15 protein-coding genes are annotated in these 24,699 nt (G+C 63.4%); 10 read left to right on the top strand and 5 right to left on the bottom strand.

Features of this window, described 5'->3' with window-relative positions:
- Positions 1-98: 98 nt before the first annotated feature.
- A complete protein-coding gene (locus tag M1D97_RS06175; RefSeq protein WP_456269854.1) occupies positions 99-1,823 on the bottom strand; it encodes a DEAD/DEAH box helicase in 1,725 nt (574 codons plus the stop codon).
- Between the two features lie 463 nt (positions 1,824-2,286).
- Positions 2,287-3,291 carry a glutathione S-transferase family protein gene (locus M1D97_RS06170; RefSeq protein ID WP_456270183.1) on the bottom strand — a complete coding sequence of 335 codons (1,005 nt, stop codon included), beginning with the start codon at positions 3,289-3,291 and terminating at the stop codon, positions 2,287-2,289.
- Positions 3,292-4,636: 1,345 nt separating this feature from the next.
- Here M1D97_RS06170 and M1D97_RS06165 point away from each other — a divergent pair.
- Complete coding sequence (locus M1D97_RS06165; RefSeq protein ID WP_456269853.1) at positions 4,637-6,253, top strand: peptidoglycan DD-metalloendopeptidase family protein; 1,617 nt, start codon at positions 4,637-4,639, stop codon at positions 6,251-6,253.
- A 72-nt stretch (positions 6,254-6,325) separates the two neighbouring features.
- Here the strand turns inward: M1D97_RS06165 and M1D97_RS06160 are convergent, their stop codons facing one another.
- Both M1D97_RS06160 and M1D97_RS06155 read right to left on the bottom strand, forming a co-directional pair.
- Entirely contained in the window at positions 6,326-7,855 is a 1,530-nt protein-coding gene (locus M1D97_RS06160) for an efflux transporter outer membrane subunit (RefSeq protein WP_456269852.1), read from the bottom strand.
- A gap of 25 nt (positions 7,856-7,880) precedes the next feature.
- A complete protein-coding gene (locus M1D97_RS06155) occupies positions 7,881-9,641 on the bottom strand; it encodes a DUF748 domain-containing protein (RefSeq protein ID WP_456269851.1) in 1,761 nt (586 codons plus the stop codon).
- A 283-nt stretch (positions 9,642-9,924) separates the two neighbouring features.
- On the opposite strand from M1D97_RS06155, the gene M1D97_RS06150 reads away from it, so the two are divergent.
- From M1D97_RS06150 to M1D97_RS06130, 5 genes are all read left to right on the top strand, one after another.
- A complete protein-coding gene (locus tag M1D97_RS06150) occupies positions 9,925-10,293 on the top strand; it encodes a hypothetical protein (protein WP_456269850.1) in 369 nt (122 codons plus the stop codon).
- Between the two features lie 15 nt (positions 10,294-10,308).
- Positions 10,309-12,153, top strand: coding sequence for an ABC transporter ATP-binding protein (locus M1D97_RS06145; protein ID WP_456269849.1), 1,845 nt, complete (start codon positions 10,309-10,311; stop codon positions 12,151-12,153).
- A 140-nt stretch (positions 12,154-12,293) separates the two neighbouring features.
- Entirely contained in the window at positions 12,294-13,574 is a 1,281-nt protein-coding gene (locus M1D97_RS06140; RefSeq protein ID WP_456269848.1) for an oligosaccharide MFS transporter, read from the top strand.
- Between the two features lie 34 nt (positions 13,575-13,608).
- Entirely contained in the window at positions 13,609-14,622 is a 1,014-nt protein-coding gene (locus M1D97_RS06135) for a LacI family DNA-binding transcriptional regulator (protein WP_456269847.1), read from the top strand.
- Positions 14,623-14,682: 60 nt separating this feature from the next.
- The gene (locus M1D97_RS06130; RefSeq protein WP_456269846.1) at positions 14,683-16,167 is read left to right on the top strand and encodes a glycoside hydrolase family 32 protein; all 1,485 of its coding nucleotides are present in this window, start codon (positions 14,683-14,685) and stop codon (positions 16,165-16,167) included.
- A gap of 3 nt (positions 16,168-16,170) precedes the next feature.
- On the opposite strand, the gene M1D97_RS06125 is transcribed toward M1D97_RS06130, so the two are convergent.
- The gene (locus M1D97_RS06125; protein WP_456269845.1) at positions 16,171-18,897 is read right to left on the bottom strand and encodes a nitrate reductase; all 2,727 of its coding nucleotides are present in this window, start codon (positions 18,895-18,897) and stop codon (positions 16,171-16,173) included.
- A gap of 470 nt (positions 18,898-19,367) precedes the next feature.
- Here M1D97_RS06125 and M1D97_RS06120 point away from each other — a divergent pair, with 470 nt between their 5' ends.
- From M1D97_RS06120 to M1D97_RS06105, 4 genes are all read left to right on the top strand, one after another.
- Complete coding sequence (locus M1D97_RS06120; protein WP_456269844.1) at positions 19,368-20,630, top strand: NAD(P)/FAD-dependent oxidoreductase; 1,263 nt, start codon at positions 19,368-19,370, stop codon at positions 20,628-20,630.
- A gap of 2 nt (positions 20,631-20,632) precedes the next feature.
- The gene (gene nirB / locus M1D97_RS06115; protein WP_456269843.1) at positions 20,633-23,215 is read left to right on the top strand and encodes a nitrite reductase large subunit NirB; all 2,583 of its coding nucleotides are present in this window, start codon (positions 20,633-20,635) and stop codon (positions 23,213-23,215) included.
- Positions 23,215-23,577: a nitrite reductase small subunit NirD gene (gene nirD / locus M1D97_RS06110; protein ID WP_456269842.1), complete on the top strand. Its 363-nt coding sequence runs from the start codon at positions 23,215-23,217 to the stop codon at positions 23,575-23,577. The genes nirB and nirD overlap by 1 nt, the downstream gene beginning before the upstream one ends.
- A gap of 208 nt (positions 23,578-23,785) precedes the next feature.
- Positions 23,786-24,598 (top strand): formate/nitrite transporter family protein, encoded by an 813-nt coding sequence (locus tag M1D97_RS06105; RefSeq protein ID WP_456269841.1) that lies wholly within the window; start codon positions 23,786-23,788, stop codon positions 24,596-24,598.
- The last annotated feature ends 101 nt before the right edge of the window (positions 24,599-24,699 follow it).

Here is a 24,699-nt window from a genome sequence, read left to right as displayed (position 1 = left end):
CGCTGATATGACGCAAAAAGGCCCCCTGCCGGTGGGCAGGGGGCCTTTCACGGTGCCGATCACGGCCATGCGGGCTTTAGCGCATGGCCATTACGGTCTCAGGAGGCCTGCTGACGATCGTCGCGACGCTGGCGCTGCTCGCGACCTTCGTTCTGACCACCTTCGGTGCGGCCGCTGTCCTGGCTGATCTCGAGCGGGCGGCCGCCGACGCGGGCGCGCGCCATCTTGGCCAGCACGGTTTCGGGCAGGCTGGTGGGCAGCTCGACCAGGCTATGGTTCTGGCGAATGTCGATGCGGCCGATACGGGCCCCTTCGATGCCGCCCTCGTTGGCCAGCGCGCCGACCAGCTGTCCCGGCTTGATGTTGTCGCGATGGCCCACGGCCAGGCGATAGCGGGTCATGCCTTCCGACGGGCCGCTATCACGACGACGCGAGGCGCGGCGCTCGCCGCCCCGCTCGTTACGGTCGCCACGCTCGGGGCGCTCGTTGCGCGGATTGGATTTCGGCAGCGAGCGGATGGGCGGCTCACCGGCACGGGCGAGGCTGGCAAAGACGCAGGCCAGATCGATCGGGTCAACGCCCTCTTCAAGCAGCGACTCCACCATCTCCCGCTGATGCTCGTGGCCGCGCTCGAGCATGGCTTCGGCACGCGCCTTGAATTTCGCATCGCGATGCGTGCGCATGGTCTTCTCGTCGGGAAGCTCCATGGTCTCGATCTTCTGACCGGTGGCCTGCTCGAGCCAGCGGACCTTGCGGACTTCACGACCACCGGCAAAGGTGATGGCTGTGCCTTCGCGACCGGCACGGCCGGTACGACCGATGCGGTGGATATAGGCTTCGGTATCGTGGGGCATGTCAAAGTTGATGACATGCGTGATACGCGGCACGTCGAGCCCGCGGGCAGCGACGTCGGTGGCGACCAGCACGTCGACCTTGCCCTTTTTCAGGCGCTGGACGGTGCGCTCGCGCAGGCTCTGATCCAGATCACCGGACAGGGGCGCGGCGGCCACACCGCGGGCGACCAGCTGATCGACCAGCGTGGTGCAGGAGGCACGGGTCCGCACGAAAACGATGGCGGCATCGACCGGCTCGACCTCGATGATGCGTGCCAGCGCTTCGATCTTGGCCGGCCCCTCCACGCGGCATACCCGCTGCTGAATGGTGGTCGTGGCGGCACGCGCCTCGATCTGCACGGTGACCGGGTCGACCAGATAGCGGCTGACGATGCGCGAGATTTCCGGCGGCAGCGTGGCCGAGAAGAACACACGCTGGGCATCGGTCGGGGTGTCCTTGAGCACGCGCTTGACGTCATCAATGAAACCCATGCGCAGCATCTCGTCGGCCTCGTCGAGGACCAGCGCGTTCAGGCCGGTCAGGCTCAGCGAACCGCGGTCGAGATGGTCGATGATACGACCCGGGGTACCGACCACGATCTGGCCGCCGCTTTTCAGGCCGCGCATCTGTTCACGATAGTCCTGACCACCGCAGAGCGTGACGACCTCAAGGCCCTTGATGTTCTGACCGTAGCGGCTGAAGGCCACGGCCACCTGCTGGGCGAGTTCACGTGTCGGCGCGATGACCAGTACCTGGGGCTCGCGACGATTGATGTCCAGTTTGGAGAGCAGCGGCAAGGCAAAGGCAGCGGTCTTGCCGGTACCGGTTTGCGCCTGACCCAAAAGGTCAGCGCCTTCCAGAAGCGATGGAATGGTCTGCGCCTGAATGGGCGAAGGCGTTTCGTAGCCCAGGGAGTTCAGAGATTCAAGAACAGCAGGCAGCAGCGCCATGTCACCGAAATTCGGCGAGGCAACGGAAGTAGAAGTCATGTCACACCTTATAAGCCGGCATCAAAACCGACGGGGGAAAATGTCTGGTCGGGAGAGACTCATCGGACGATGAACATATCGGATGGCTCCCGGACCGGTCGCACTCGTATCGTTCCAATCTGCCCGCAAAAAGAGGCGAACAGATAACGATATCCGTGGCATGTGGCGACCGTTATTGCATCTGGGCAACACGTCATACGCGGCGACCGACAGGTCGTGGCAGTCACTGCCGTCGTATGGTACCCAGTGCTCCATCGATGCGTGGGCGCATTGGCGCCTTGGAGAATCGTCCCCTACGCAACGGCAGTCTCAATGGGGGCGAATCAGCAGAGATGGCAGGGCCTTCACAAGCGAGGTAGCAATAATCTATCACAACATGGGGGGTTATGCACGCCGAAAGTCGAATAGGCGGCAGCGAGCCGGGGCAGCCACGGCGATGCCCCGGCCCGGCAGGGAGCAGCGATCAGGGGCGCTGACAGATCCCCCTGCCCGGCAGCCGCTCACGATCGTGGGGGCGATCAAGGTCGAGCTCGGGTCCCAGTGGCACGATGCCGTTGGGATTGATGCTCGGGTGGCTGCCGTAGTAATGACGCTTGATGTGCGTCATGTTGACGGTGTCGGCAATATCGGGCCACTGATAAATCTCGCGCAGATAGCCGGACAGCGCGGGATAATCCTCGATGCGGCGAACATTGCACTTGAAGTGGCTGTAATACACGCTGTCAAAGCGTATGAGCGTGGTGAACAGCCGGATATCCGCCTCGGTCAGATACTCTCCCGCCAGATAGCGGCGCTCGCCGAGCAGGGCTTCCAGACGGTCCAGCGTCTCGAACAGCGCCGTCACGTGTTTGTCATACACCTTCTGTTCGGTGGCAAACCCGGCCTTGTAGACCCCGTTATTGACCCGGTCGTACACCTCATCATTGATGCGGTCGATCTCGTCGCGCAGCGGCGCCGGATAAAGATCGAGCTCGTTGCCGGTCAGCTCGTCAAAGGCCGTATTGAAGATACGCATCAGATCGGCGGATTCGTTGTTGACGATGCGCGACGTTTTCTTGTCCCACAGCACCGGCACGGTGACGCGCCCCGTGTAGTGCTCATCCGTTAACGTATAAAGCTGGTAGTGGCGGCGTACACCGTTGACCGGATCACCGCTGGAGCCCTCGTCCAGCTCGTACGTCCACCCCTCATCGAGCATGTACGGGCTGGTGACGGAGACGCCCACCAGTTCGGACAGCCCCTTCAGACGGCGCATGATCAGCGCGCGATGCGCCCACGGACAGGCCAGCGACACGTAAAGATGAAAGCGATTGCTGCCTGCGCTGACACTGTTTTGACCGTCGGGGCCGGGGTCGCCGTCAGGCGTTACCCAGTCACGCAGTTTGGCAGACTCGCGAACAAACTCGCCGTTATTGCCCCTGGTGTCATACCAGCGGTCCACCCACTGTCCATCGACCAGTAATCCCATGGCACTCTCCTTGCCCGGCTGCTGCTTCCAGAAATTCATGTTCGGGTCGTGAGAATAGCTGCTTCAGTCGCCGTTGACACCGCCCCCGGCCACGGACCGTGTCCATGAAGTCAGGGGCGACGCCCGGGACGAAGTGCCTCGGCCATGGCCTGCACCGCAGGCCCGACACCCTCGACATCATTGATGTACAGGGACAGCGGTCCTTCGCGCCCCCGCCGGCCTGAAGCGGCAGGGCCTTGAGCTCGCCGCTGTCCTGCAGGGTCTGTACACGCGCCTGCGACTCCCGGGCGCCAGGATCTGATCGATCGCAACGGTAATCTCGGCTTCCCCCCCTCCCGCGAGGCTATCGGCAACGGCGTCAATGGCATCGGCACTCTCCAGCAGTTGACGCGCTCGACTCGGCCAGGCTCAGCTGTCGGCCGCTGGCGTCCAGTAGCTGCACACCCGGCCGGTGTCGAGTTCATGAACTGCATGATGAATGCTGGCGGAGCTTTTATGAATGACTTCTGCAGTCCGCGCCAAGCCGCCATGATCCACCACCGCCGTCAGCATTTGCCACTGGATCAGCGTGACTCGCGTAATGTTACATCCTGTTAATCGAAAGGCACATTAGCATGGTTTTTCCTGTCGACGTGATCGTTTTAGCACTGAAATTTTCTTTCCTATCATGCAGCTAAATGCCCCGATCGGCACATAACCCGCGACAACAGCAACGTAAACGATATTTACCCACCGTACTAAATCGGCATGAAGAAATGTCTTTCCAATAAAACAAAACGCTACAATTCGAGCTTAAAAACCTCTTTTAAACTCAAAATGGCGTCGTGTTTTTTTAATTTATTTTCAAAAAATCGCGGCGTATTTTTTATATTATTGAGTACCGAAAAACGACCTTATTGAACCTTCAACCAGCGCTATAAAATAATCGTTATAAAGGGACCAGACAGGGTTCGGCTGATTATATATACAGTCATCAATATCAAAAATGACCACGCTGCGCGGACAGCCGGAGAGCGGGACGCCCGGGCGCGAGCGTGGCAGCCGTGCGGCGGCGGACAAAAAAGGCAGGCTGACCGGGAATGACATACTGTTATCGTAAAGGATTATCCTTGTACAAGGATTTCACAGAAAACGCCTGTTAAATCACTGCCGGACACGCAGCCCTTTAATCTATAATAAAGGTGATCAATTATTGATATCCGGACTAGGCATATCCCTGACCTTGCGGTAAGGTAATCCAGCCTTTATTCCCTTTATCAATCTGTATACGGCGCTCATCATCATGTTGCGAATTTTCAGTTCGCTACCCCGCACGCACAGGCTTTTATTATTACCGGTTACCGCCATGGTTGGCGTGTTGGGTGCGCATCAGCTCTATCAGAATACGAACACCTCGGCGGCAACCGATGCCACGGTTGCCGACCTTCAGCAGCTTGCCCAGCCCGTGAGCAACACGTTTGCCGCCACGCAGGAGCAGGCCCGCGCCTTCGGTCAGCCGACCCATCTCGAGATTGCCGGTGCCCTGGCGCTTGCCAACCCGGCGTCCGAAAGGATCGATCAGACCGGCCGGCTCAACGCCAGGCAGGCGCTGGCCGTGGCGTCCAACCTCGCGGCCATGAACGCCGGTGCCGCGCTGAACGGCAATGGCACGGCCGCCAGCGACGAGAAAGTCATCGCCCGCGCCGACCACGTTACGGGTCTGGGCGACGGCCTGGACGGACACACCTCCTATGTCGATAACTTCAACGACGATGACACCGGGGAGTTCACGGCCTCCGGCGGTGACAGCCTCGACGAGCAGCTGTCACTGGGTAGCCAGATCGAAACACGCGAGCCCTATGTGGCCGAGTGGCAGACCTACAAGGTCCAGAGGGGCGACACCTTCGCCGCGCTGGCCGAACACAGCCTGGGACTGGGGTATCGTGACGTCCTCAAGCTGCTCGACGAGGCGCCCGACAAGGAGGTACTGAATACCCTGCGGGTCGGCAGCGAGCTGGACTACAAGGTCGACGAGGATGGGCACCTGCTGGCGCTTCGCGTCATGAAAAACACCCGCAGCGGCTATCTGTTCGAACGCGACAACACCAGCGAACGCTTTCGCATCAACGATATCGAACGTACCGGTGAGGCCACGCAGCGCCTTTTTGCCGGCACGGTCAACGGCAGCTTCGGCTCCTCGGCGCGCGCCACCGGCCTGTCCAGTGGTGAAGTGGCCGAGCTGACATCGGTGCTGAGCAAAAAGCTCAATTTCCGCTCGGCACGCGACGGCGACAGGTTTCAGGTGCTGATCGAATCGGATGTGATCGACGGCAAGCCCTACGACTCCCGTATCCTGGCCGCTCACTATGAAGGCAAGGACAACCTGACCGTCGTGCGTCATGACGGGGACTACTACACGCCCGACGGCAAGGGCCTCGATCCGGCCTTCAACCGCTACCCCTTCAAGGGGAGCTACCGCATCAGCTCGCCGTTCAATCTCAAGCGTCGTCACCCGATCACCGGCCGCATCTCGCCTCACAAGGGCACCGACTTTGCCATGCCGGTCGGCTCCACGGTCCGTGCACCGGCCGATGGCCGGGTGACCAAAGTGGTCAACCATCCGCTGGCGGGTAAATATATCGTCATTACCCACGACAACGGTTACCAGACCCGCTATCTCCACCTTTCCAAACCCGAGGTCAAACCCGGCCAGCGTGTGAAGATGGGTCAGGAGATTGCCAAATCGGGCAACACGGGTCGCAGCACCGGCGCACATCTGCACTACGAGATCATTGCCAACGGCTCCCAGGTCAACGCCATGCGCGTCAAGCTGCCTGGCGGGCGGTCGCTGAGCGGCCAGGAACTGGCCAGCTTCAAGACCGAATCCAGAGAGCTTCTGGCCAAGCTTGAAAGCGCCGACAATACCCGTGCCGTTGCACAGGTCCGTCACAACGACGATGGCGACCGTGACGACGAATCCTGATGGATCACGAATCATCGGTGATCCGTCGCCCATGAAAAACGCCCCTTGAAGGGGCGTTTTTTTATGCCGGTGTCAGGCCCCGGCGCCGGGTCCCGTCGTTGGCGGATTGGGCGCCGACGGATAGCCGCCGGTGGTGTGCGGTACATTGAGGCGACCCTCGAAGCCGCCGCCCAGCGCCTGCACCAGCTGAATCGAGGTATCCACCAGCTGGCTGTTCAGGCTGACCAGTGACTGCTGGGCATCGAGCAGCTGCTGCTGGGCGCTCAGCACCTGCAGGTAGTTGGTGATGCCGGCCTGAAAGCGTTCGAGCGCCAGATCAAAGGCCTGCTGGGCGTTATCACGGGCCTGCTCCAGTGACTGACGCTGGCGATCCAGCGACTGCACGGAGGTGATGGTATCGGCCACGGTCCCCAGCGCCGAAATCACGGTCTGGTTGTACTGCGCCACCGCCAGATCATAATCGGCCTCGGTGCTGTCCAGATTGGCCCGCAGGCGCCCGCCCTCAAAAATCGGCAGCGATAGCGCCGGCGAGACGCTCCAGCTTTTGGCCGGCTCCGAGAAGAAATAGCTGCCCAGCCGCGAGCTAAAGCCGGCCATCGCACTCAGGTTGAGATTGGGATAGAACTGCGCCTTGTCCGCCTTGATCTGCTGGGTCCGGGCCTCGACCCGCCAGCGCGCCGCCACGACATCCGGACGGCGCCCGACCAGCTCGGCAGGCACAACCGAGGGCAGGGACAAGAGTGCCGGTGACAGCGGCTGTGGCCGCTCGATCTCGAAACCGCGATCAGGCCCCTTGCCCAGCAGCATGCCCAGCGATATCCGGTCACTGCGCACGGCCTGCTCTGCCGACTCCAGCGCCTGTCGCGCCGTGGACACGCTGGCGCGCGACTGCAGCCGCACCGACTGATCGCTCAGACCGGCCTGCTGAAGCTGCTGGTTGGTCTGATCGATGGTACGGGCGCGTTCAAGCTGCTGACGGGCGATATCCAGCAGTGCATAATCGCCCGCCAGCTGCACATAGGCCCGCGCCACATTGACCGACAGCGTCAGTGCCGCTTCATGCAGATCAATTTCGGTGGCACGGGCCTCGCCCAGTGCCGCCGTCCACGCCGCACGACGCCCGCCCCAGAGATCCACATCGTAGCTGACATTTGATGACAGCCCCCGGGTCGTGCTGTAGATATTGCCCTGCCCCTGGGGGTCATCGACTTCCGAGATCCGCGAGCGTGACAGCTCGGCCGAGCCCTCCACGGTCGGCAGACGCTCGGCACCCGCCTGCGCCACCGCGGCATTGGCCGCGCGCAGACGCGCCTGCGCCACGTCCATATCGGGAGAGTCCGCCAGCGCCTCCTGAATCAGCGCCTCCAGATGCGGATCGCCCAGCGCATTCCACCACTGGCGGTCCGGCCAGTTGGCCGAGGAGATGGTGACGTCCCCGACCGCCTGGAGAGCCGACAACTGATTGAGCGAGACCATTTCGCCCCGGGGTTCGATGCCTTCGTAGCTGGCACAGCCGCTGATCACGGCGGCCAGAAAACATCCTGCTGCAGCGGCGTATATGCCATGACCCGCGCGCCCCCGCTGCCTGTTATCCATTTTCATGCTACTTCCATGTGCTTGTCGACGCTCACTCTTCGCGCGGCTCGGTGGCCACATGCGACAGAGGACCTTCTGTATAGCTCTTTGACGCTGCGCCTGCTGTGTCGTTGTCATCGCCGTTGATCATGGCATCGAGCGTCTCGATCGGCGAGGTAGCCAGATTCTCGAGCACCTCTCCCACCACCTGCATGACCACGCTGGAAATATCCACTTCCCCCCCGTCGACCGTGGCCTCGATGGGAATGTTCAGATCAATGACGCCCTCATCGCCCTGCAGCAGGCCGATCAGCCGTTTCAGCGGCAGGGAAATATCACTGCCATCGGCCTCTTCGGCCAGTGCCAGGCGCCTGAGCACCACATGATTCCTTGCCGACACCCGGCCCTGTTCGAGCTGATAGTGCAGGTCAAGATCGGCGATACCGCTGCGAATACGATAGCCGCCAAAGCGCTGTACATAGGGCGCAAAACGCTCCAGCGGCAGCCGCTCGCTGGTCAGCGTCATCTCGCCTGCCATCGATGCCCCCGCACTGAAATTGCCCTCGATGGCCACCGGTGTGTCATCGCTTTCAAATCCCTTGAAGCTGAAACGTGCCGGCGCCTGAGTGCGGGTATCAAACGCCTCCATCCGACCCGAAAGCGAGCGAATATCAAGCTGGACCACTGGCGACATCTGGCGATCCTCAAACCGGAAGGTGGCGTCATTGACACGCAGGCTGCCCAGCGCCAGATCGGCCCCCTGGTCGCTGCTGCCCGCCTCCTGGTCACTGTCCGCCTCCTGCGAGGACGCGTCGCTCGATTCAGACGCCGGCGCCTCCTCATCGGCGCTGTCCGGCTGTGCCGTCAGATTGAGCTGTCCCTGCTCATCGAGCAGCACCAGCATGACGGGCGCCTCCAGCGTGATGCGCTCGGTCTGCAGGTAATCGGCTCCCTGAATGTCCATGCCATTGAAGGCTGCCGCGTTGACGCTGAAGATATGATCGCCCCGATGATCGAGCACGCTCAGATCACCGATATCGATATCCCCCTGCCACAGCACGCTGCTTTCGGCCGCACGACCGAAGGCGAGGCGCCCCTGCCCCGTCAGCTTGCCGCTATCGATCTGCAGATGGCGCATGTCGGAAAGCCAGGGATTGAGCTGTGCCAGCGCCAGCTGACCGGCAGTGACCTGCAGGTCACCGGTCAGCGGATCGGGGCTGAAATCCCCCCCGACCTCCAGCCGACCCTCACCCAGTCGCGCGCTGGCGCTGCCGTGCATGGGGTCTTCGGGCGTCTCGCTGTTATAGTCCTCAAGGGACACTGTCATATCGCGCAGCGACAGTTTGCCATGAGGGGAAGTACGCCGGTCGATCCAGTCGAGCTGGCCGTTGGCCACCCGAATGCGATCGATCACGATGGCCATGCTGTCGTCTTCGCTGCTGCCACCGAGCTGCGCCAGATTAAGCTCACCCGAGGCGTCCGTGATCAGACGCAGATGCGTCCCGTTCAGCGATACCTCATCGATGTGCAATCCGGACTGCCACAGGGAAGCCCAGTGAAAGGAGGCGCTGCCCTGGCTGACGGTCAGAATGCGCTCGTTCGTCGCTCCCAAGGCCAGCCCCTGCAGTGACACCGTCGCCGTAAAGGGATTGACCGCGACCTCCTCGATGGTGGCCGGCCTACCGAGGGCGCTTTCAAGTGCACGATTGGCATAGGCAGTGGCCCCCCAAGTGCACAGCAGCCAGGTCGAGAGTCCCAGGGTAGCGGCGGCCGCCGCCCCGATGAGCCAGCGATTGCGATGTCTGAGGGCCACGTGGCGTGCTCCTGCGTCGTTGTCGGGTGCGTTCGGTGTTGTCCTGTCTCGGCGCCACCGGCGTTATCGGAGAAACCCTGTGCCAGCAGGCAGGTAGAGGATAACACGTCAGCGTTATGCCACTTCTGCAGGTTGTGCCATTCGAGCGTGTTTGCGGCGTCGCGCATCGGGTATGAGCATCAGACGATAAAAAGTTGTCAGCCACTTCACCCTTTTGTGTCAGACTGGTCTAACATTAATGATATATGCCTTGTACAAGATACCGTCAGGAGTTAAGGACATCATGACCAGTCTGCTATGGATAGCCTGTCTGGCCGCTGCCCTGGGTGGCTACGGACTGTGGCGAGGATTTTCACGCGATATCTGCCTGTCCGTGATGCTGATCGCGCTGGGCGTCGCAGCGGCCTCACTGATCATCATGAGCAATGTAATCAGTCTACTACTGGCAGGGGCAGTGGTCATTGCCAGTCTCGGCATCTGTCTGTTTGAGGGCCGTCGGCCGACACCCACACCCCGCCAGGGTCGGGCAAAACGCCCCCGCTCCCATCAGCCCAAGGCGGCGCTTGCCGCCCTCTGGCAGGGCAGTCTCCGGGCGCGCCGGGCACCCCGCCAGGGCGCCACGCCCCGCAACCACCCGCGCCAGCCGCTGTAAAATGTTCGTTTAAGCATGCAACACGGCCGTCCCCGACATCGCCTGGCTGCCGCGCCGGGCGATTTCTTGAATGTCTTTCGTTATACCCGCCGGGCCATGCTGCTGGTCTGGCAGACCTCGCGGGCGATGATGCTGGGCTTGGCGCTGGCCACGCTGGTGGCAGGCGTTTTGCCGGCCGTTGCCGCCTGGGTCGGCCAGCTCATTGTCGACGGCGTGGTCGCCGCCGCCGAGCGTTACGGCGCAGCCGCCGATACGGCCGAAGTACTGTCACCGGTGCTGGGACTGGTTGCGCTGGAAGGCGGCATCATTGCCCTGATCGCGCTGGCCCAGCGGGCACTGGAGGCGCAGCAGGCGCTATTGCGCGCGCGGCTGGGGCAGAAGGTCAACATGATGATCCTCGACAAGGCCGGGCAGCTCTCCCTGCCGCAGTTCGAGGACTCGGATATCTACGACCGCCTGACCCGCGCCCGCCGCGAGGCCTCGACCCGACCGTTGTCGCTGGTCAACCGTACCTTCACGCTTTTGCAGAATCTGATCTCGCTGGCAAGCTTTGCCGTGCTGCTGGTGCAGTTCTCCCCCTGGGCACTGGTCATCATCGCCTTCGGCGCCCTGCCGGTGTTCTTCTCCGAAGCGCGCTTCTCCGGCGAGGCGTTCCGCCTGTTTCGCTGGCGCTCGCCGCAGATGCGCGAGCAGCGCTATCTGGAAACGCTGCTGGCCCGCGAGGACAGCGTCAGCGAGGTCAAGCTCTTCGGTCTCGAGCCACTGCTGCGCGGGCGCTACCGCGCCATTTTCGAGCGCCTCTACGACGAGGAGCGTCGCCTGACCCTGCGTCGCACCCTGTGGGGCTTTCTGCTCGGCCTGCTGGGCACCCTCACCTTCTACGCCGCCTACGGCTGGGTGGTGCTGGAGACGGTGATCGGCGCACTGACGCTGGGCCAGATGACCATGTATCTGATGGTCTTCAAGCAGAGTCAGGGTGCGCTGTCGGCAAGCCTCACCGCCATCAGCGGCATGTATGAGGACAACCTCTACCTCTCCAATCTCTACGAATTTCTCGAGCTGCCCACCGATACCGAGCGCGGCAGTCTCACCGAAGGGGCTGTGCCCGGTGACGGCCTGCGCTTCGAGCATGTCCATTTCGCCTATCCCGGCGGCGCCACGGCGCTGCACGATATTTCACTGCATCTGCGCCCCGGCGAGAGCCTGGCGCTGGTGGGCGAAAACGGCTCGGGCAAGACCACCCTGATCAAGCTGTTGACCCGCCTCTACCAGCCGGATGGCGGGCGTATCCTGCTGGACGGCAGCGACCTGCGCGACTGGCAGCTGGCCGCCCTGCGCCGGCGCATCGGGGTGATCTTTCAGGATTTCGTGCGCTATCAGTTTCCGGTCGGTGAGAATCTCGGCGTAGGCAATATCGATGCCTTCAAGGATGAGCAGCGCTGGCGCGAGGCCGCTCACCGCGGGCTGGCCGACGACTTTATCGAACGCCTGCCAAAAGGCTATCGCACCCAGCTGGGGCGCTGGTTCAACAATGGTCATGAGCTCTCTGGCGGTCAGTGGCAGCGCATCGCCCTCTCCCGCGCCTGGATGCGTGACGAGGCCGACATTCTGGTGCTCGACGAACCCACCGCCGCCATGGACGCGGCTGCCGAAGCGGCGGTCTTCGAGCGCTTTCGCCACTACAGCCGTGATAGAACCGCCATCCTGATCTCGCACCGCTTCTCGACCGTGCGCAGTGCCGATGTGATCGTGATGATGGAGCACGGCCGCATCATCGAGCGCGGCAGCCACGACAGCCTGCTGGCCGCCGACGGCCGCTATGCGCGGCTGTTCCGGCTGCAGGCCGAGGGCTACCGCTAGCTTCTACAATCATCCCCTCCTCTTCCGGCCTGGGCAAAAGTTGTAAAGACAGTTCTCCAGTAGCGGCATAAAGTGCCGTGACAACGTTGTCACGACCGATGAACGGTTGACCGTTCTGCTCGCTGCCCGGAGAGACTGGCTTGAGACATTTTCTTGGTATTTCACTGACACGCGCTTATCTGCAGAGCTCCTTCAGCCTGCTGCTGTTTTTTGCTTCCTGGGGCATCTGGTGGTCCTTTTTCCAGATCTGGCTGACCAGCGAGGACAACGGCCTGGGGCTGGATGGCACCTCGGTCGGTATCGTTTATGCCGCCAACTCGCTGGCCACGCTATTTTTCATGATCCTTTACGGTACCCTTCAGGACCGCCTGGGCACGCGTCGCCATCTGGCGATACTGGCGGCCTGCTCCGCATCACTGGTAGGCCCCTTCATGATCTGGGTCTATCGGCCGCTGCTGGAAAACAGCTTTGCCCTCGGTGTCACCGTGGGCGCGGTGTTCCTGTCGGCCGGGTTTCTGGCCGCCTTCGCCCTGTTCGAGGCGATCGCCGAGCGCATCAGCCGCCGCAGTGGCTTCGAATACGGTCAGGCACGGATGTGGGGCTCGGCGGGCTACGCCGTGGTCGCGCTGCTGGCCGGCTTTCTGTTTACCCTGGACGCCCGTCTGATCTTCTGGATGGGCTCGCTGTTCGGGGTGGCCCTGCTGATGATGCTGCTGGTCTGGAAGGCGCCGGTCGAGGCGACATCACCCACCGAGCACGAGCAGCAGGTGCCCTCGCTGAGGGAGATGATCGACGTATTCCGCATCGGATCGCTATGGAAGCTGATCGCCTTTGTCTTTTTCTCCTGGACCTTCTACACCGTCTACGACCAGCAGATGTTCCCGGAGTTTTACACCCGGCTGTTCGACGCCCCCGCGCGCGGTCAGCAGTTCTACGGCATGCTCAACTCCGCCCAGGTGTTTCTGGAAGCCGCCATGATGGGGCTGGTGCCGCTGCTTATGCATCGCATCGGGGTGCGCAATACCATTTTGCTGGGAGCACTGGTGATGTTTCTGCGCATTCTGGGCAGTGCGGTGTTCGAAGACCCCATGCTCATCTCGCTGGTCAAGATGTTTCACGCCATTGAAGTGCCCCTGTTCGTGCTGGCGATCTTTCGCTACTTTACGCTGCACTTCAATCCGGCGCTGTCGGCCACGCTCTATCTGGTCGGCTTTCAGATTTCGGCGCAGGGCGGCAACATCATTCTCTCGCCGCTGCTGGGCATGCTGCGCGACAGTGTCGGCTATCAGACCACCTTCTCCATCATCAGCGCGATCGTGCTCATCGCCGGGCTCTATGCATTCTTCATACTCAAAAGGGATGACGAGGATGTCTACGGTGAGCCCTTCGTGAGCGACGCGGCCACGGCGCAGCCGGCCTGATTCGGTGAGAGAGGCGCAGCGCAGGGGCAATACCATGGTGTCGATCAAGGACGTGGCACGCCACGCCGAGACCTCCTTCAAGACCGTCTCGCGGGTCATCAACGGTGACCCGCGGGTGCAGCCGGCGACCCGCGAGCGGGTCAACGAGGCGATCCAGTCGCTGGGGTACCGGCCGCACAGCGGTGCCCGCATGATGCGCAGCGCCCGCTCCAACATCATCGGCTTTCTCTCCGACCGCGTAACCACCCAACCCCACTCGGGGGACATCCTGCGCGGCGCCCAGCAGATGGCCGACGCGCACGGCCGCCTGCTGCTGCTGTTCAACATCGATGGCGAGGCCGGTGACGACCACCGACGACGCGCCTTCGAACTGCTGATGGAGCAGCGCGTCGACGGCCTGCTCTACGCCTGCGACTACCATCGCGATGTCGAACTGCCCTCGGAGATGCAGCAGCTGCCCGCTGTGCTGGTCAACGGCTTCAGCACCACCATGGCCCTGCCCGCGCTGGTGCCCGATGAACGCCGCGCCGCGCAGCAGGCCACCCGCCTGCTGCTGGCCGAGGGGCATCGACACATCGCCTTTCTGGCGCCCAACCCGCGCTCGGTCGCCACGCCGCTGCGCACCGCGGGCTTTCATGACGCACTGCTCGAGGCCGGCATCGAGCCGTCCTCACAGGCCGTGATCACCGCCTGCGAAGGTGTTCCAGGGGGTGAAGAAACGTATCGGGTCGAGCCGGCACTGGCGCAGCTGATGAGTGAGGCCACACCGCCCACGGCGATCCTCTGCGGTCAGGACCGCATTGCCCTGCAGCTTTATCTGGCACTGGCGCGGCGCGGTCTGAGCCCCGGCCGGGATCTGGCCGTGGTCAGTTTTGATGATCAACAGCCCATCTCGGGGGCGCTGACGCCATCGCTGACCACCATGGCCCTGCCCCATCTCGAGATGGGCCGCCGGGCCATGACGCTGCTGCTCGATGGCGACCCGCCGCCTGACACGGTGACCGTTCCCTTCTCGACAACGCTGGGGTGCTCGCATCGGCGCGCCTGACGGCACCATCACGGACGCACGCTGACACCGGCACCCACCATTCATTGACAGGACGACAACATGACCGGCTCCGATACTGCCGCCCCGACCGAACGACCGCTGCGCCACTTTACGCCACCGCAGGGCTGGATGAATGACCCCAACGGACTGGTCTACCATGACGGCGAGTACCATCTGTTCTACCAGTACCATCCCGACAGCCTTGTCTGGGGGCCGATGCACTGGGGACACGCGGTCAGCCGTGACCTCTGCCACTGGCAGCACCTGCCGGTAGCGCTGGCCCCCGCCGATGATGGCATGTGCTTTTCAGGCAGTGCCGTGGTCGACCGCCATGACGCGAGCAGTCTGTTCGACGGCGGCGAAGGCCTGGTGGCCTTCTATACCGCCCACCGCTTTCTTGACGCTGACGGAGAACACTACGAGCAGGCGCAGCATCTCGCCTGGAGTCGCGACAACGGCCGCAGCTGGCACAAGTACGCCGGCAACCCCATCATCGCCGCACCAGGGTTTCGCGACTTCCGCGACCCGAAGGTGATCTACCACGAGCGCAGCGGCCGGTGGGTCATGGCACTGGCCTGCGGTCAGCATATTCGCTTCTATACCTCCGCCAATCTGCTCGACTGGCAGCTGGCCAGCGAGTTCGGCCACGGTCAGGGGTGCCACACCGACGGCCCCTGGGAGTGCCCCGACCTGTTCGAGCTGCCCGTTGACGGTGGCGAGGCATCCGCCAGCCGCTGGGTGCTGATCGTGGGCGTGGGGATCGACCACGAAGGGCCGCAGGACAGCCTGGGGTCCTTCACCCAGTACTTCATCGGCCACTTTGACGGCGAGCGTTTTCACAACGACAACCCCGATGAGCCGCTACTGCTGATGGACCAGGGGCGTGATTTTTACGCCGTACAGAGTTTTTCGGACGTGCCCGATCGGCGCCTGGCGATCGCCTGGCTCAACAACTGGCAGTACGCCGGTCACGCGCCCCAGGCAGGCTGGCGCGGCGCCATGACCCTGCCTCGCGAGCTCTATCTGGCCGCCACTGACCGAGGAGTGCGCCTGCACCAGCGCTTTGTGCCCGAGCTGGCCCGGTCGGTCTCACCGCTTGAGGTGGCACCGTTGGAGGCACCGCTGAATGAGGGGGATCATCTGCTGGCCACCCCCGGCGCCGATCTGGTACGCGGGGAGCTGACCCTGGAACCGGTCGCCGGCAGCCGGCTGGCGCTGTCGCTGCAGCAGGGCACGCAGCAGCAATTGATCCTCTGCGCCGGCGAGGACACCACCGAGGTCACCTATCGCCGCGAGGGACACAGCGGCGTGGCGCGCTTTGATCAGCACTTCCCCGGCGAGCGGCTTGCCGGTGAGCTGGATGGCCGGCGCATTCATGTCCAGTGGTGGGTCGATCACGGCAGCGTCGAGATGCTGATTCACGGCGGGACGCGCCAGCTCTCGATCACGCTGGCAGGCTTTGTGCTGCCGCGCCGCTACCCCATCACGCTGGCGGTGCAGTCCGGCAGCGCAGGGCTGCACGACTTCCGACTCGACGCCGGCTGAGGGTCAGGCCGGCGCCCCCTCGACCGGCTCATCGCGGCGCTCGGTCTGCGCCGCGATGAGTTTTTTGAGTTCCGGAATACAGGAGCCGCACTGGGTGCCGCAGGCCAGTTTCTCTCCCAGTGCCTCGACGCTGTTGCAGCCGCCGGCGATGGCGCGATGGATGGTTTTTTCGCCCACCTGGTGGCAGCTGCACACCGTCGCGCCGCTGTCCTCGCCGCTGGCTGCCCGGCCGACCAGCAACCGACGCCGCTGCGCGCTTTCAAGCGTCTCAAGGGCAAAGCAGTCATCCAGCCAGCCGATATCGCCGAGCATCGCATTGAGCGTGCCCACCGGGGCCACCGCCAGCCACCAGACAAGCCGGCCGCCCTGAATACAGGCCGCACGAAAGTGGCCGCGACCGTCATCCTCGCTCCAGAGCGTGGGGGCCCGGCCGAGGACGTTGTCACACCAGGTGTGCCAGTCAAGCGACGTCTCGCCGGCCATCTGCCAGCGCTGACAGTGCGCCTGCGGGATACGCGCCCACCAGTCACTCTCCGTCAGCGGCGCCGGTACGTCATGACCCAGCAGCAGACAGGCTTCCCACTGCGCGGCCATCGGTGACAATGCCACCCGCCCCTGCTTGGATTCGGGCTGACCGGACACCGGATCTCCCACGGCGGCGATCAGCGCAGACGCCCGGGCCTGATGGGCAAATCGGTCGTTCCAGTGGATCGGGATAAACAGCGCGTCCCGCGGCTGGGCGGTGGTCACGCGCACGCGACCGAAATACTCCCCCAGCGCATTGTGCAGCCGGGCAATATGGCCCGCCGTGACGCCGGCGTCACGCGCTGTCTCCGGGTGCACCTCGATAAAGGGCTCGCTGCGGTGGTGCATGAGCCGCGGTGCCCGGGCGGTGCGGGTCATGGTGTGCCACTGATCGCGAATGCGCCCGGTATTGAGCAGCAGCGGCGCGTCACGGTCCGGCTGCTGAATGGCGGGCCGGGAGGAGACCGCGATCAGTCTTGCCCGACCATTGGACGTCATGAAGCGCGCGTTCTCGAAAAGCCGCGCCGTGCCCTGCGGTGCGGCTGCGTTGACCGGCCACTGGATCGGCGCGAGCGCGTCATATTGCGCGCGATCCATGCCCGCCAGCCCGGAGATGTCGAACAGGCGATAGCCGCCCTCCGGGGTGGCCTGCGGGTCATTTTCAAAGCCCGACAGCCGGGCGTGCTCGTCAAAGATCTCGTGCACGCCCTGGTAATCAAAGGCCTCGCCAAAGCCCATGTAACGGGCCACTTCACGGATGATCCACCAGTCGTGGCGCGCCTCGCCCGGGGGCGGCAATATCCCGCGCTGGCGCGAAATTCGCCGCTCGGAGTTGGTCACGGTGCCGTCCTTCTCGGCCCAGCCGCTGGCCGGCAGCACGATATCGGCGTACGCCATGGTGTCGTTGTGCGCCATGCACTCGGAGACAATCACCAGCGGGCACTGTTGAATGGCGGCGCGCACCCGGTTGGCATCCGGCAGGCTGACCAGCGGATTGGTGGCCATGATCCACAGCGCCTGAACCTCGCCGCGCTCGATCGCTTCAACAAGTTCAAGCGCCTTGTAACCGGGCGAGTCGGGTAACGTTGGTACCTGATGGGGCGTAGTCCAGAAGCGTGTCACCCGATTCAGCGCGCCGGGGGTGTGATAATCCATGTGCGCTGCCAGCTGGTTGGCCAGCCCGCCGACCTCGCGCCCGCCCATGGCGTTGGGCTGGCCGGTAATCGAAAAGGGGCCCGCCCCCGGCAGGCCGATACTGCCGCCGGCCAGATGGCAGTTGATGATGGCATTGACCCGATCGGTGCCGCTGCTCGACTGGTTGATGCCCTGGGAGTAGAGCGTCACCACGTGCAGCTGAGTGGCAAACCAGTAGTAGAAGGTCTCCAGTCGCTCGGCATCAACGCCGCATCGTTCGGCGGCGGTGTCGATGTCCGGCACCTCCTGCTGCGCCGCCGCCAGTGCGTCATCAAACCCTTCGGTATGGTGCTCGATGAAGCCACGATCCAGCCTGCCCTTGCCCGCCATATAGCTCAGCAGGCCATTGAAGAGCGCAATATCGCTGCCGGCACGCACCGGCAGATAGAGATCGGCCAGCTCGCAGGTATCGGTCACCCGCGGGTCGATGACCACGATCCGCATCAACGGATTGCGGCTTTTGGCCGCGCGCAGGCGCTGATAGAGCACCGGGTGATTCCAGGCCAGATTGCTGCCGGTCAGTACCACCAGCTCCGCCGTTTCCAGATCCTCATAGCAGCAGGGCACGGCGTCCGCGCCAAAGGCCCGCTTGTAGCCCGCCACCGCCGAGGCCATGCACAGTCGCGAGTTGGTATCCACGTGCGGCGTGCCCACAAAGCCCTTGAAGAACTTGTTGGCAATGTAATAGTCCTCGGTCAGCAGCTGACCGGAGAGATAGCCGGCAATGGCACCCCCGCCGTGATGCGCGCGGATGGCATTCAGCCGCGAGGCGACCTCAGAGAGCGCCCTGTCCCAGCTAACATCACGCCCCTCGATCCGGGGGTGCATCAAACGCCCCTCGTGACCCAGCGTTTGCGCCAGCGCCGAGCCCTTGACGCAGAGCCGCCCCTCATTGGCCGGGTGCGTTTTGTCGCCTGTCACGCCCGCAAGCGTGTCGCAGCGCCCGGTGTCATGTTGAGCCACCACACCGCAGCCGACCCCGCAGTAGGGGCAGGTAGTGGTCGTTTCCATAAGGTTCTCCTCCACGGCAGGCAACGCCCTTCAGCCGGGCATTTCTGTCAACCCTTTCATGCCACGCCTGTCATCGACATTGGTCTACCTCAATGCGGAAAAATCTGACATCCATCAAAAAAGGCGCGACCCGTATTGATAGCCTGAACGAGCAATATCCGGGCCAGAACAGGGTTTTTACCGTGACAGGAAGGCGCTGCCGCACCGGGTTCGGGCGTTGTATGGGCTCGATGCACCAAAGGATGCCCGCCTTCGTACCGGCTGCACCCTCCTGGTGACATCAAACGCCCGCGCTGCACCACTCGCCAGCAAGTACGCTCGTAAAACGATTGAAATCAAAGCCTTCTCCGCTTTCTGGCACGGCTTTCGCTTGGTCATGCGCACAATCGTCGGTGCGCTGCGCCCCTCAAGGACCGCCTGCTGCATCGACCAACAGGCAACCGCATGTCGATCACGCCGGGAGAGCCCCCATGGCAACGCTTTGTGACACCCAACCCAACGCTACCCCGCAGCGCGTGCTCATTATCGGCAACGGCATGGCCACCCAGCGTCTGCTGGAAGCGCTGGTGACCCGGCCCGAGCGGCCGCCGGAGATTCACGTCTTCGGCGATGAAGGCACCCCGGCCTACAACCGCATCCTGCTCTCGCCCCTGCTGGCCGGCGAGGTCAACGAGGCGGCAATCAGCCTGCGCAACCGGGACTGGTTCGAGGCCCACAACATCAGGCTGCACTGCGGCCGGCGCATCACTGCCATCGATCGGGCGGCGCGACAGATCATCGACGACCGCGGTGAGCATCACGGCTACGACCGCCTGATCATCGCCACCGGCTCGCGCGCGCGCCTTTTCGATCTGCCCGGCGCCGGGCTGGCCGGTATCCACGGCTTTCGCACCACCGAGGATGTGGCCTCGCTGATGGCGGCCGAAGAGCGCACGCATCGCGCCGTGGTAATCGGCGGCGGGCTGCTGGGACTCGAGGCGGCCGAAGGGCTGCGCAAGCGCGGTCTGGAGGTCACCGTGGTGCATCGCGCCGCGCATCTGATGAACCGCCAGCTGGATGATCGCGCCGCCGACCTGCTGCTTGAAGAGCTCCAGAGCCGTGGTCTGACACTGCGTCTCGAGCGCCACCCCGTCGCTTATGACAGCGCTGATGGCACCCATGTCGCCGGCGTGACGCTGGATGACGGCGACTATCTCGAGGCCGGACTGGTGGTGGTCGCCGCCGGCATCGTGCCCAACGCCGAGCCCGGGTTCGAGGCGGGCCTGGCCGGGGATCGGGCGATCCGCGTGGACGACACCCTGACCACCAGCGACGCATCCATCATGGCGCTGGGCGAATGCTGTGAGTTCGAGCGCACCACCTTTGGCCTGGTCGACCCCATCTGGGCGCAGGTCGAGGTGCTGGCCGACCGGCTCTGCGGCGGTGATCGGCGCTACGCCCTGACACCCAGCGCGACCCGGCTCAAGGTCAGCGGCGTCGAGCTTTACGCCTTCGGCGCACTGGAAAACGCCCCCGACGACGAGGTGCTGCGCTATCTCGATGCCGCCCACGGCGACTACCGCCGCCTGATTCTGCGCAATAACCGACTTGTCGGCGCCGTGCTCTACGGCGATACCCGGGATGGCCCCTGGTATTTTCGCCAGAGCCTGGATCAAAACGATCTCTCGCCCTGTCGCGACACCCTGCTCTTTGGCGCCACGGATGCCATCCAACAGCTTGAGGAGGCTGCCTGATCATGCAGAACCTGACGATTCACCCAGAGACGATTCAGGAAGAGAAAAAACAGCTCGTCATCATCGGCAACGGCATGGTGGGCCACCACTGCGTCGAACAGCTGATCGAACGCGGCGCGACACAGCGCTATCAGATTCACGTCTTCGGCGACGAGCGCCACCGCGCCTATGACCGCGTGCACCTGTCGGAGTATTTCTCCGGCAAGGACGCCGATGCCCTCGCCCTGGGCGAAGCCGATCTGCACGACACGCACGGCATCTCGCTGCATCTGGGCGTGCGCATCTCGAGCATCGATCGCAACCGGGGGGAGATCATTACCCCCGAGGGACGCCTGGCCTACGACAGCCTGATTATCGCCACCGGCTCGTATCCCTTTGTGCCGCCGATCCCGGGGCCGGAGGTCAGCGAACACCCGCAGGCCAGACTGGTCTATCGCACGCTGGACGATCTCGACGCCATTCGCGACCACGCCGCCCATGCCCGCCGCGGCGTGGTGATCGGCGGTGGCCTTTTGGGGCTTGAAGCGGCCAACGCGCTCAAATCCCTCGGGCTTGAAGCTCACGTGGTGGAGTTCGCCCCGCGCCTGATGCCGGTCCAGCTCGATGATCAGGGCGGTACGGCCCTGCGCGAGCGCATCGAGGCGCTGGGTGTGGGCGTTCACACCGGACAGGCCACCGAAGAGATCGCGGCCACGCCGGACGGCGAGTACGCCTACCGCATGAACTTCCAGAATGGTGATCATCTTGATACCGATCTGGTGCTCTTTTCCGCCGGCATTCGTCCGCAGGATGGGCTTGCCCGCGACTGCGGTCTGGAGATCGGCGAGCGCGGCGGTATTGTCATCGACGAGACCTGTCGCACCTCCGATCCGGAGATCTTTGCCATCGGCGAATGCGCCCTGTGGAACGGGCAGATCTTCGGCCTGGTGGCGCCGGGCTACACCATGGCGCGCACCGTGGCCGGCTGTCTCACCGATGTATGTGAGCCCTTCAGCGGCGCGGACATGTCGACCAAGCTCAAGCTGCTGGGCGTCGATGTGGGCTCGATCGGCGACGCCTTCGCCACCACCGAGGGGGCCAAAAGCTATCGCTGGATCGACGAGGCCGGCAGCGGCTATCGCCGACTGGTGGTCTCAAGCGATGGCAAGAAGGCACTGGGAGCGATCCTGGTCGGCGATAACAGCTACTACGACACCCTGCTGCAGTACGTCCAGAATGGCATCGATCTGCCCGAGGACCCGGCCGCCCTGATCCTGCCGCAAAGCGAGGGTGGCGCGTTGATGCTGGGCGCCGATGCCCTGCCCGACACCGCCATGGTCTGCTCGTGTCACAACGTCACCAAGGGCGCGGTGTGCCGGGCCGTTGACGAAGGCTGCGCCGACATTGCCGCCCTCAAGATCGAGACAAAGGCCAGCACCGGCTGCGGCGGCTGCGCAGCACTCTTGAAGCAGGTGTTCGAGCACGAGCTCGAGTCCCGCGGCATGGAAGTGGACAAAAGCCTCTGCGAGCACTTCCAGTACACCCGTCAGGAACTCTACGCCCTGGTACGCGTCGAGGAGATCACCTCCTTTGACGAGCTGCTGGAAAAGCACGGCCACGGGCTGGGGTGCGATATCTGCAAGCCGACCATCGGCTCGATTCTCGCCACCTGCTGGAACCAGCCGATCATGGACCCGCAGAACGTGGCGCTGCAGGACACCAACGACACCTTCATGGCCAACATGCAGAAAAACGGCACCTACTCGGTCATGCCCCGGGTCGCCGGCGGCGAGATCACCCCCGACAAGCTGGTCGCGCTGGGGGAAGTGGCCAAAAAATATGACCTCTACACCAAGATCACCGGCGGCCAGCGCATCGATCTTTTCGGCGCCGAGCTTCACGAGCTGCCGGATATCTGGGAGGAGTTGATCAACGCCGGCTTCGAGACCGGCCACGCCTACGGCAAATCCATTCGGACGGTGAAGTCCTGCGTGGGCAACACCTGGTGTCGCTACGGCGTGCAGGACAGCGTGGGCATGGCGCTGGAGCTCGAGCATCGCTACAAGGGCCTGCGCACCCCGCACAAGATCAAGATGGGGGTCTCCGGCTGCACCCGCGAATGCGCCGAGGCACAGGGCAAGGATATCGGCGTGATCGCCACCGAGGCCGGCTGGAACCTGTACGTGTGCGGCAACGGCGGCATGCGCCCGCGCCACGCCGAGCTCTTTGCCACCGATATCGACAGCGCCACGCTCATTCGCTATATCGACCGCTTCCTGATGTTTTACGTGCGCACCGCCGACAAGCTGCAGCGCACCTCGGTGTGGCGCGAAAGTCTCGAAGGCGGTCTCGACTTCTTGAAGGAGGTGATCGTCGACGACTCGCTGGGCCTGGGTGAAGAGCTCGAGCGCCAGATGCAGCACGTGGTGTCGACCTACGAGTGCGAGTGGGCCAATGCGCTGGGCGATCCGGAAAAGCTCAAGCGTTTTCGCACCTTCGTCAACGACAACAGCAGCGACCCGGACATCGTCAACGTCACCGAACGTGACCAGCCCCGTCCGGCGCGCGCCGATGAAATCGAGTCCCTTGCCGTGGAGATCCGCTGATGAGCACTGCAACTGCGATCAACAACACACCCCGGGTGCTGTGTGGTGTCCAGGATCTGGTCGACGACTCGGGCGTGGTGGTTTTGCACAACGGCCGCCAGATTGCGCTGTTTTATCTGCCTAGAGGGCGCGATCGCCAGAGCGGGCCCGAGGTGTTTGGCATCGATCACCATGACCCCTTCTCGAAGGCCAACGTGATCGGTCGCGGCATTGTGGGCGACAAGGATGGCGAACCGGTGATTGCCTCGCCCATCTACAAGCAGCACTTCCGGCTCACCGATGGCGTCTGCCTGGAAGACGACCGGGTGCGCCTTGACACCTTTAACGTGCGACTCGAGGGCGAGCGCGTCGTCATTGACTGATCTCGCCGGTCTTGCTGCCGACTGTCTGAAACCGCCGTCGAGGCGGTTTCGGACGCTGCTGGTTCAAACACTGTTGGCACCGGGCATCGGCGACAGCGCATGGCGATGACCAATTCAAGAATCCATCTCGAGAACAACCACAAAAAATCGCGCTGCTGCCCCACCCTTTGCCGATCCATGGCATAACAACACCATCCGAGGCCATACCATGTCCTATCTGACTCCTGCGGAATTCGCCACCAAAATGGTGGATTCCGGCGCGTCCAAGATTTCGATGTCCACGCGCGACACGCTGATTCGTGCCTTCATGGCCGGCGCTATCCTGGCGCTGGCCGCGGCTTTTGCCGTGACCATTACGGTACAGACCGGCCAGCCGCTAGTGGGGGCGATGCTCTTCCCGGTCGGCTTTGTCATGCTCTATCTGATGGGCTTTGACCTGCTCACGGGCGTGTTCATGCTCACCCCGCTGGCGCTGCTGGACCGTCGCCCCGGCGTCACGCCCCGAGGCATTCTGCGCAACTGGGGCTGGGTGTTTCTGGGCAATCTCGGTGGCGCATTGACCGTCGCCTTCATGATGGCCTTCATTCTGACCTACGGATTCTCCATCGCGCCGGGAGAGATCGGCGACAAAATCGCCAGCATCGGCAAGGCGCGCACCCTGGGCTACGCCGAGCACGGGCTGGCCGGCTGGTTCACCATTTTCATGCGCGGCATGCTGTGTAACTGGATGGTGTCGATGGGCGTGGTGGGCGCGATGATTTCCACTTCGGTCAGCGGCAAGGTGATCGCCATGTGGATGCCCATCATGCTGTTTTTCTACATGGGTTTTGAGCACTCGATCGTTAACATGTTCCTCTTTCCCTCGGCGCTGATCATGGGCGGGGATTTCTCGATCTGGGACTACATGTGGTGGAACGAGATCCCCACCGTGCTGGGCAACCTGGCCGGCGGGCTGGCCTTTACGGGGCTGACGCTCTACACCACGCACGTGCGCACCGGCCCTAAAAGAGAGCTGATGTAAGCCATCTCCTGCTTCCTGTCAGGGCCCTTTCGAGGGCCCTTTTTCGTGGTTTTTGATCTGGCGCACGGATTGCCCTGCTGCAAGCGTATAACGTTGGGTAT

The organism is Kushneria sp. AK178 (genome assembly GCF_053903105.1).
Note: the sequence above shows the minus strand (reverse complement) of the source record. Positions and strands in the feature narration are given on the sequence as shown.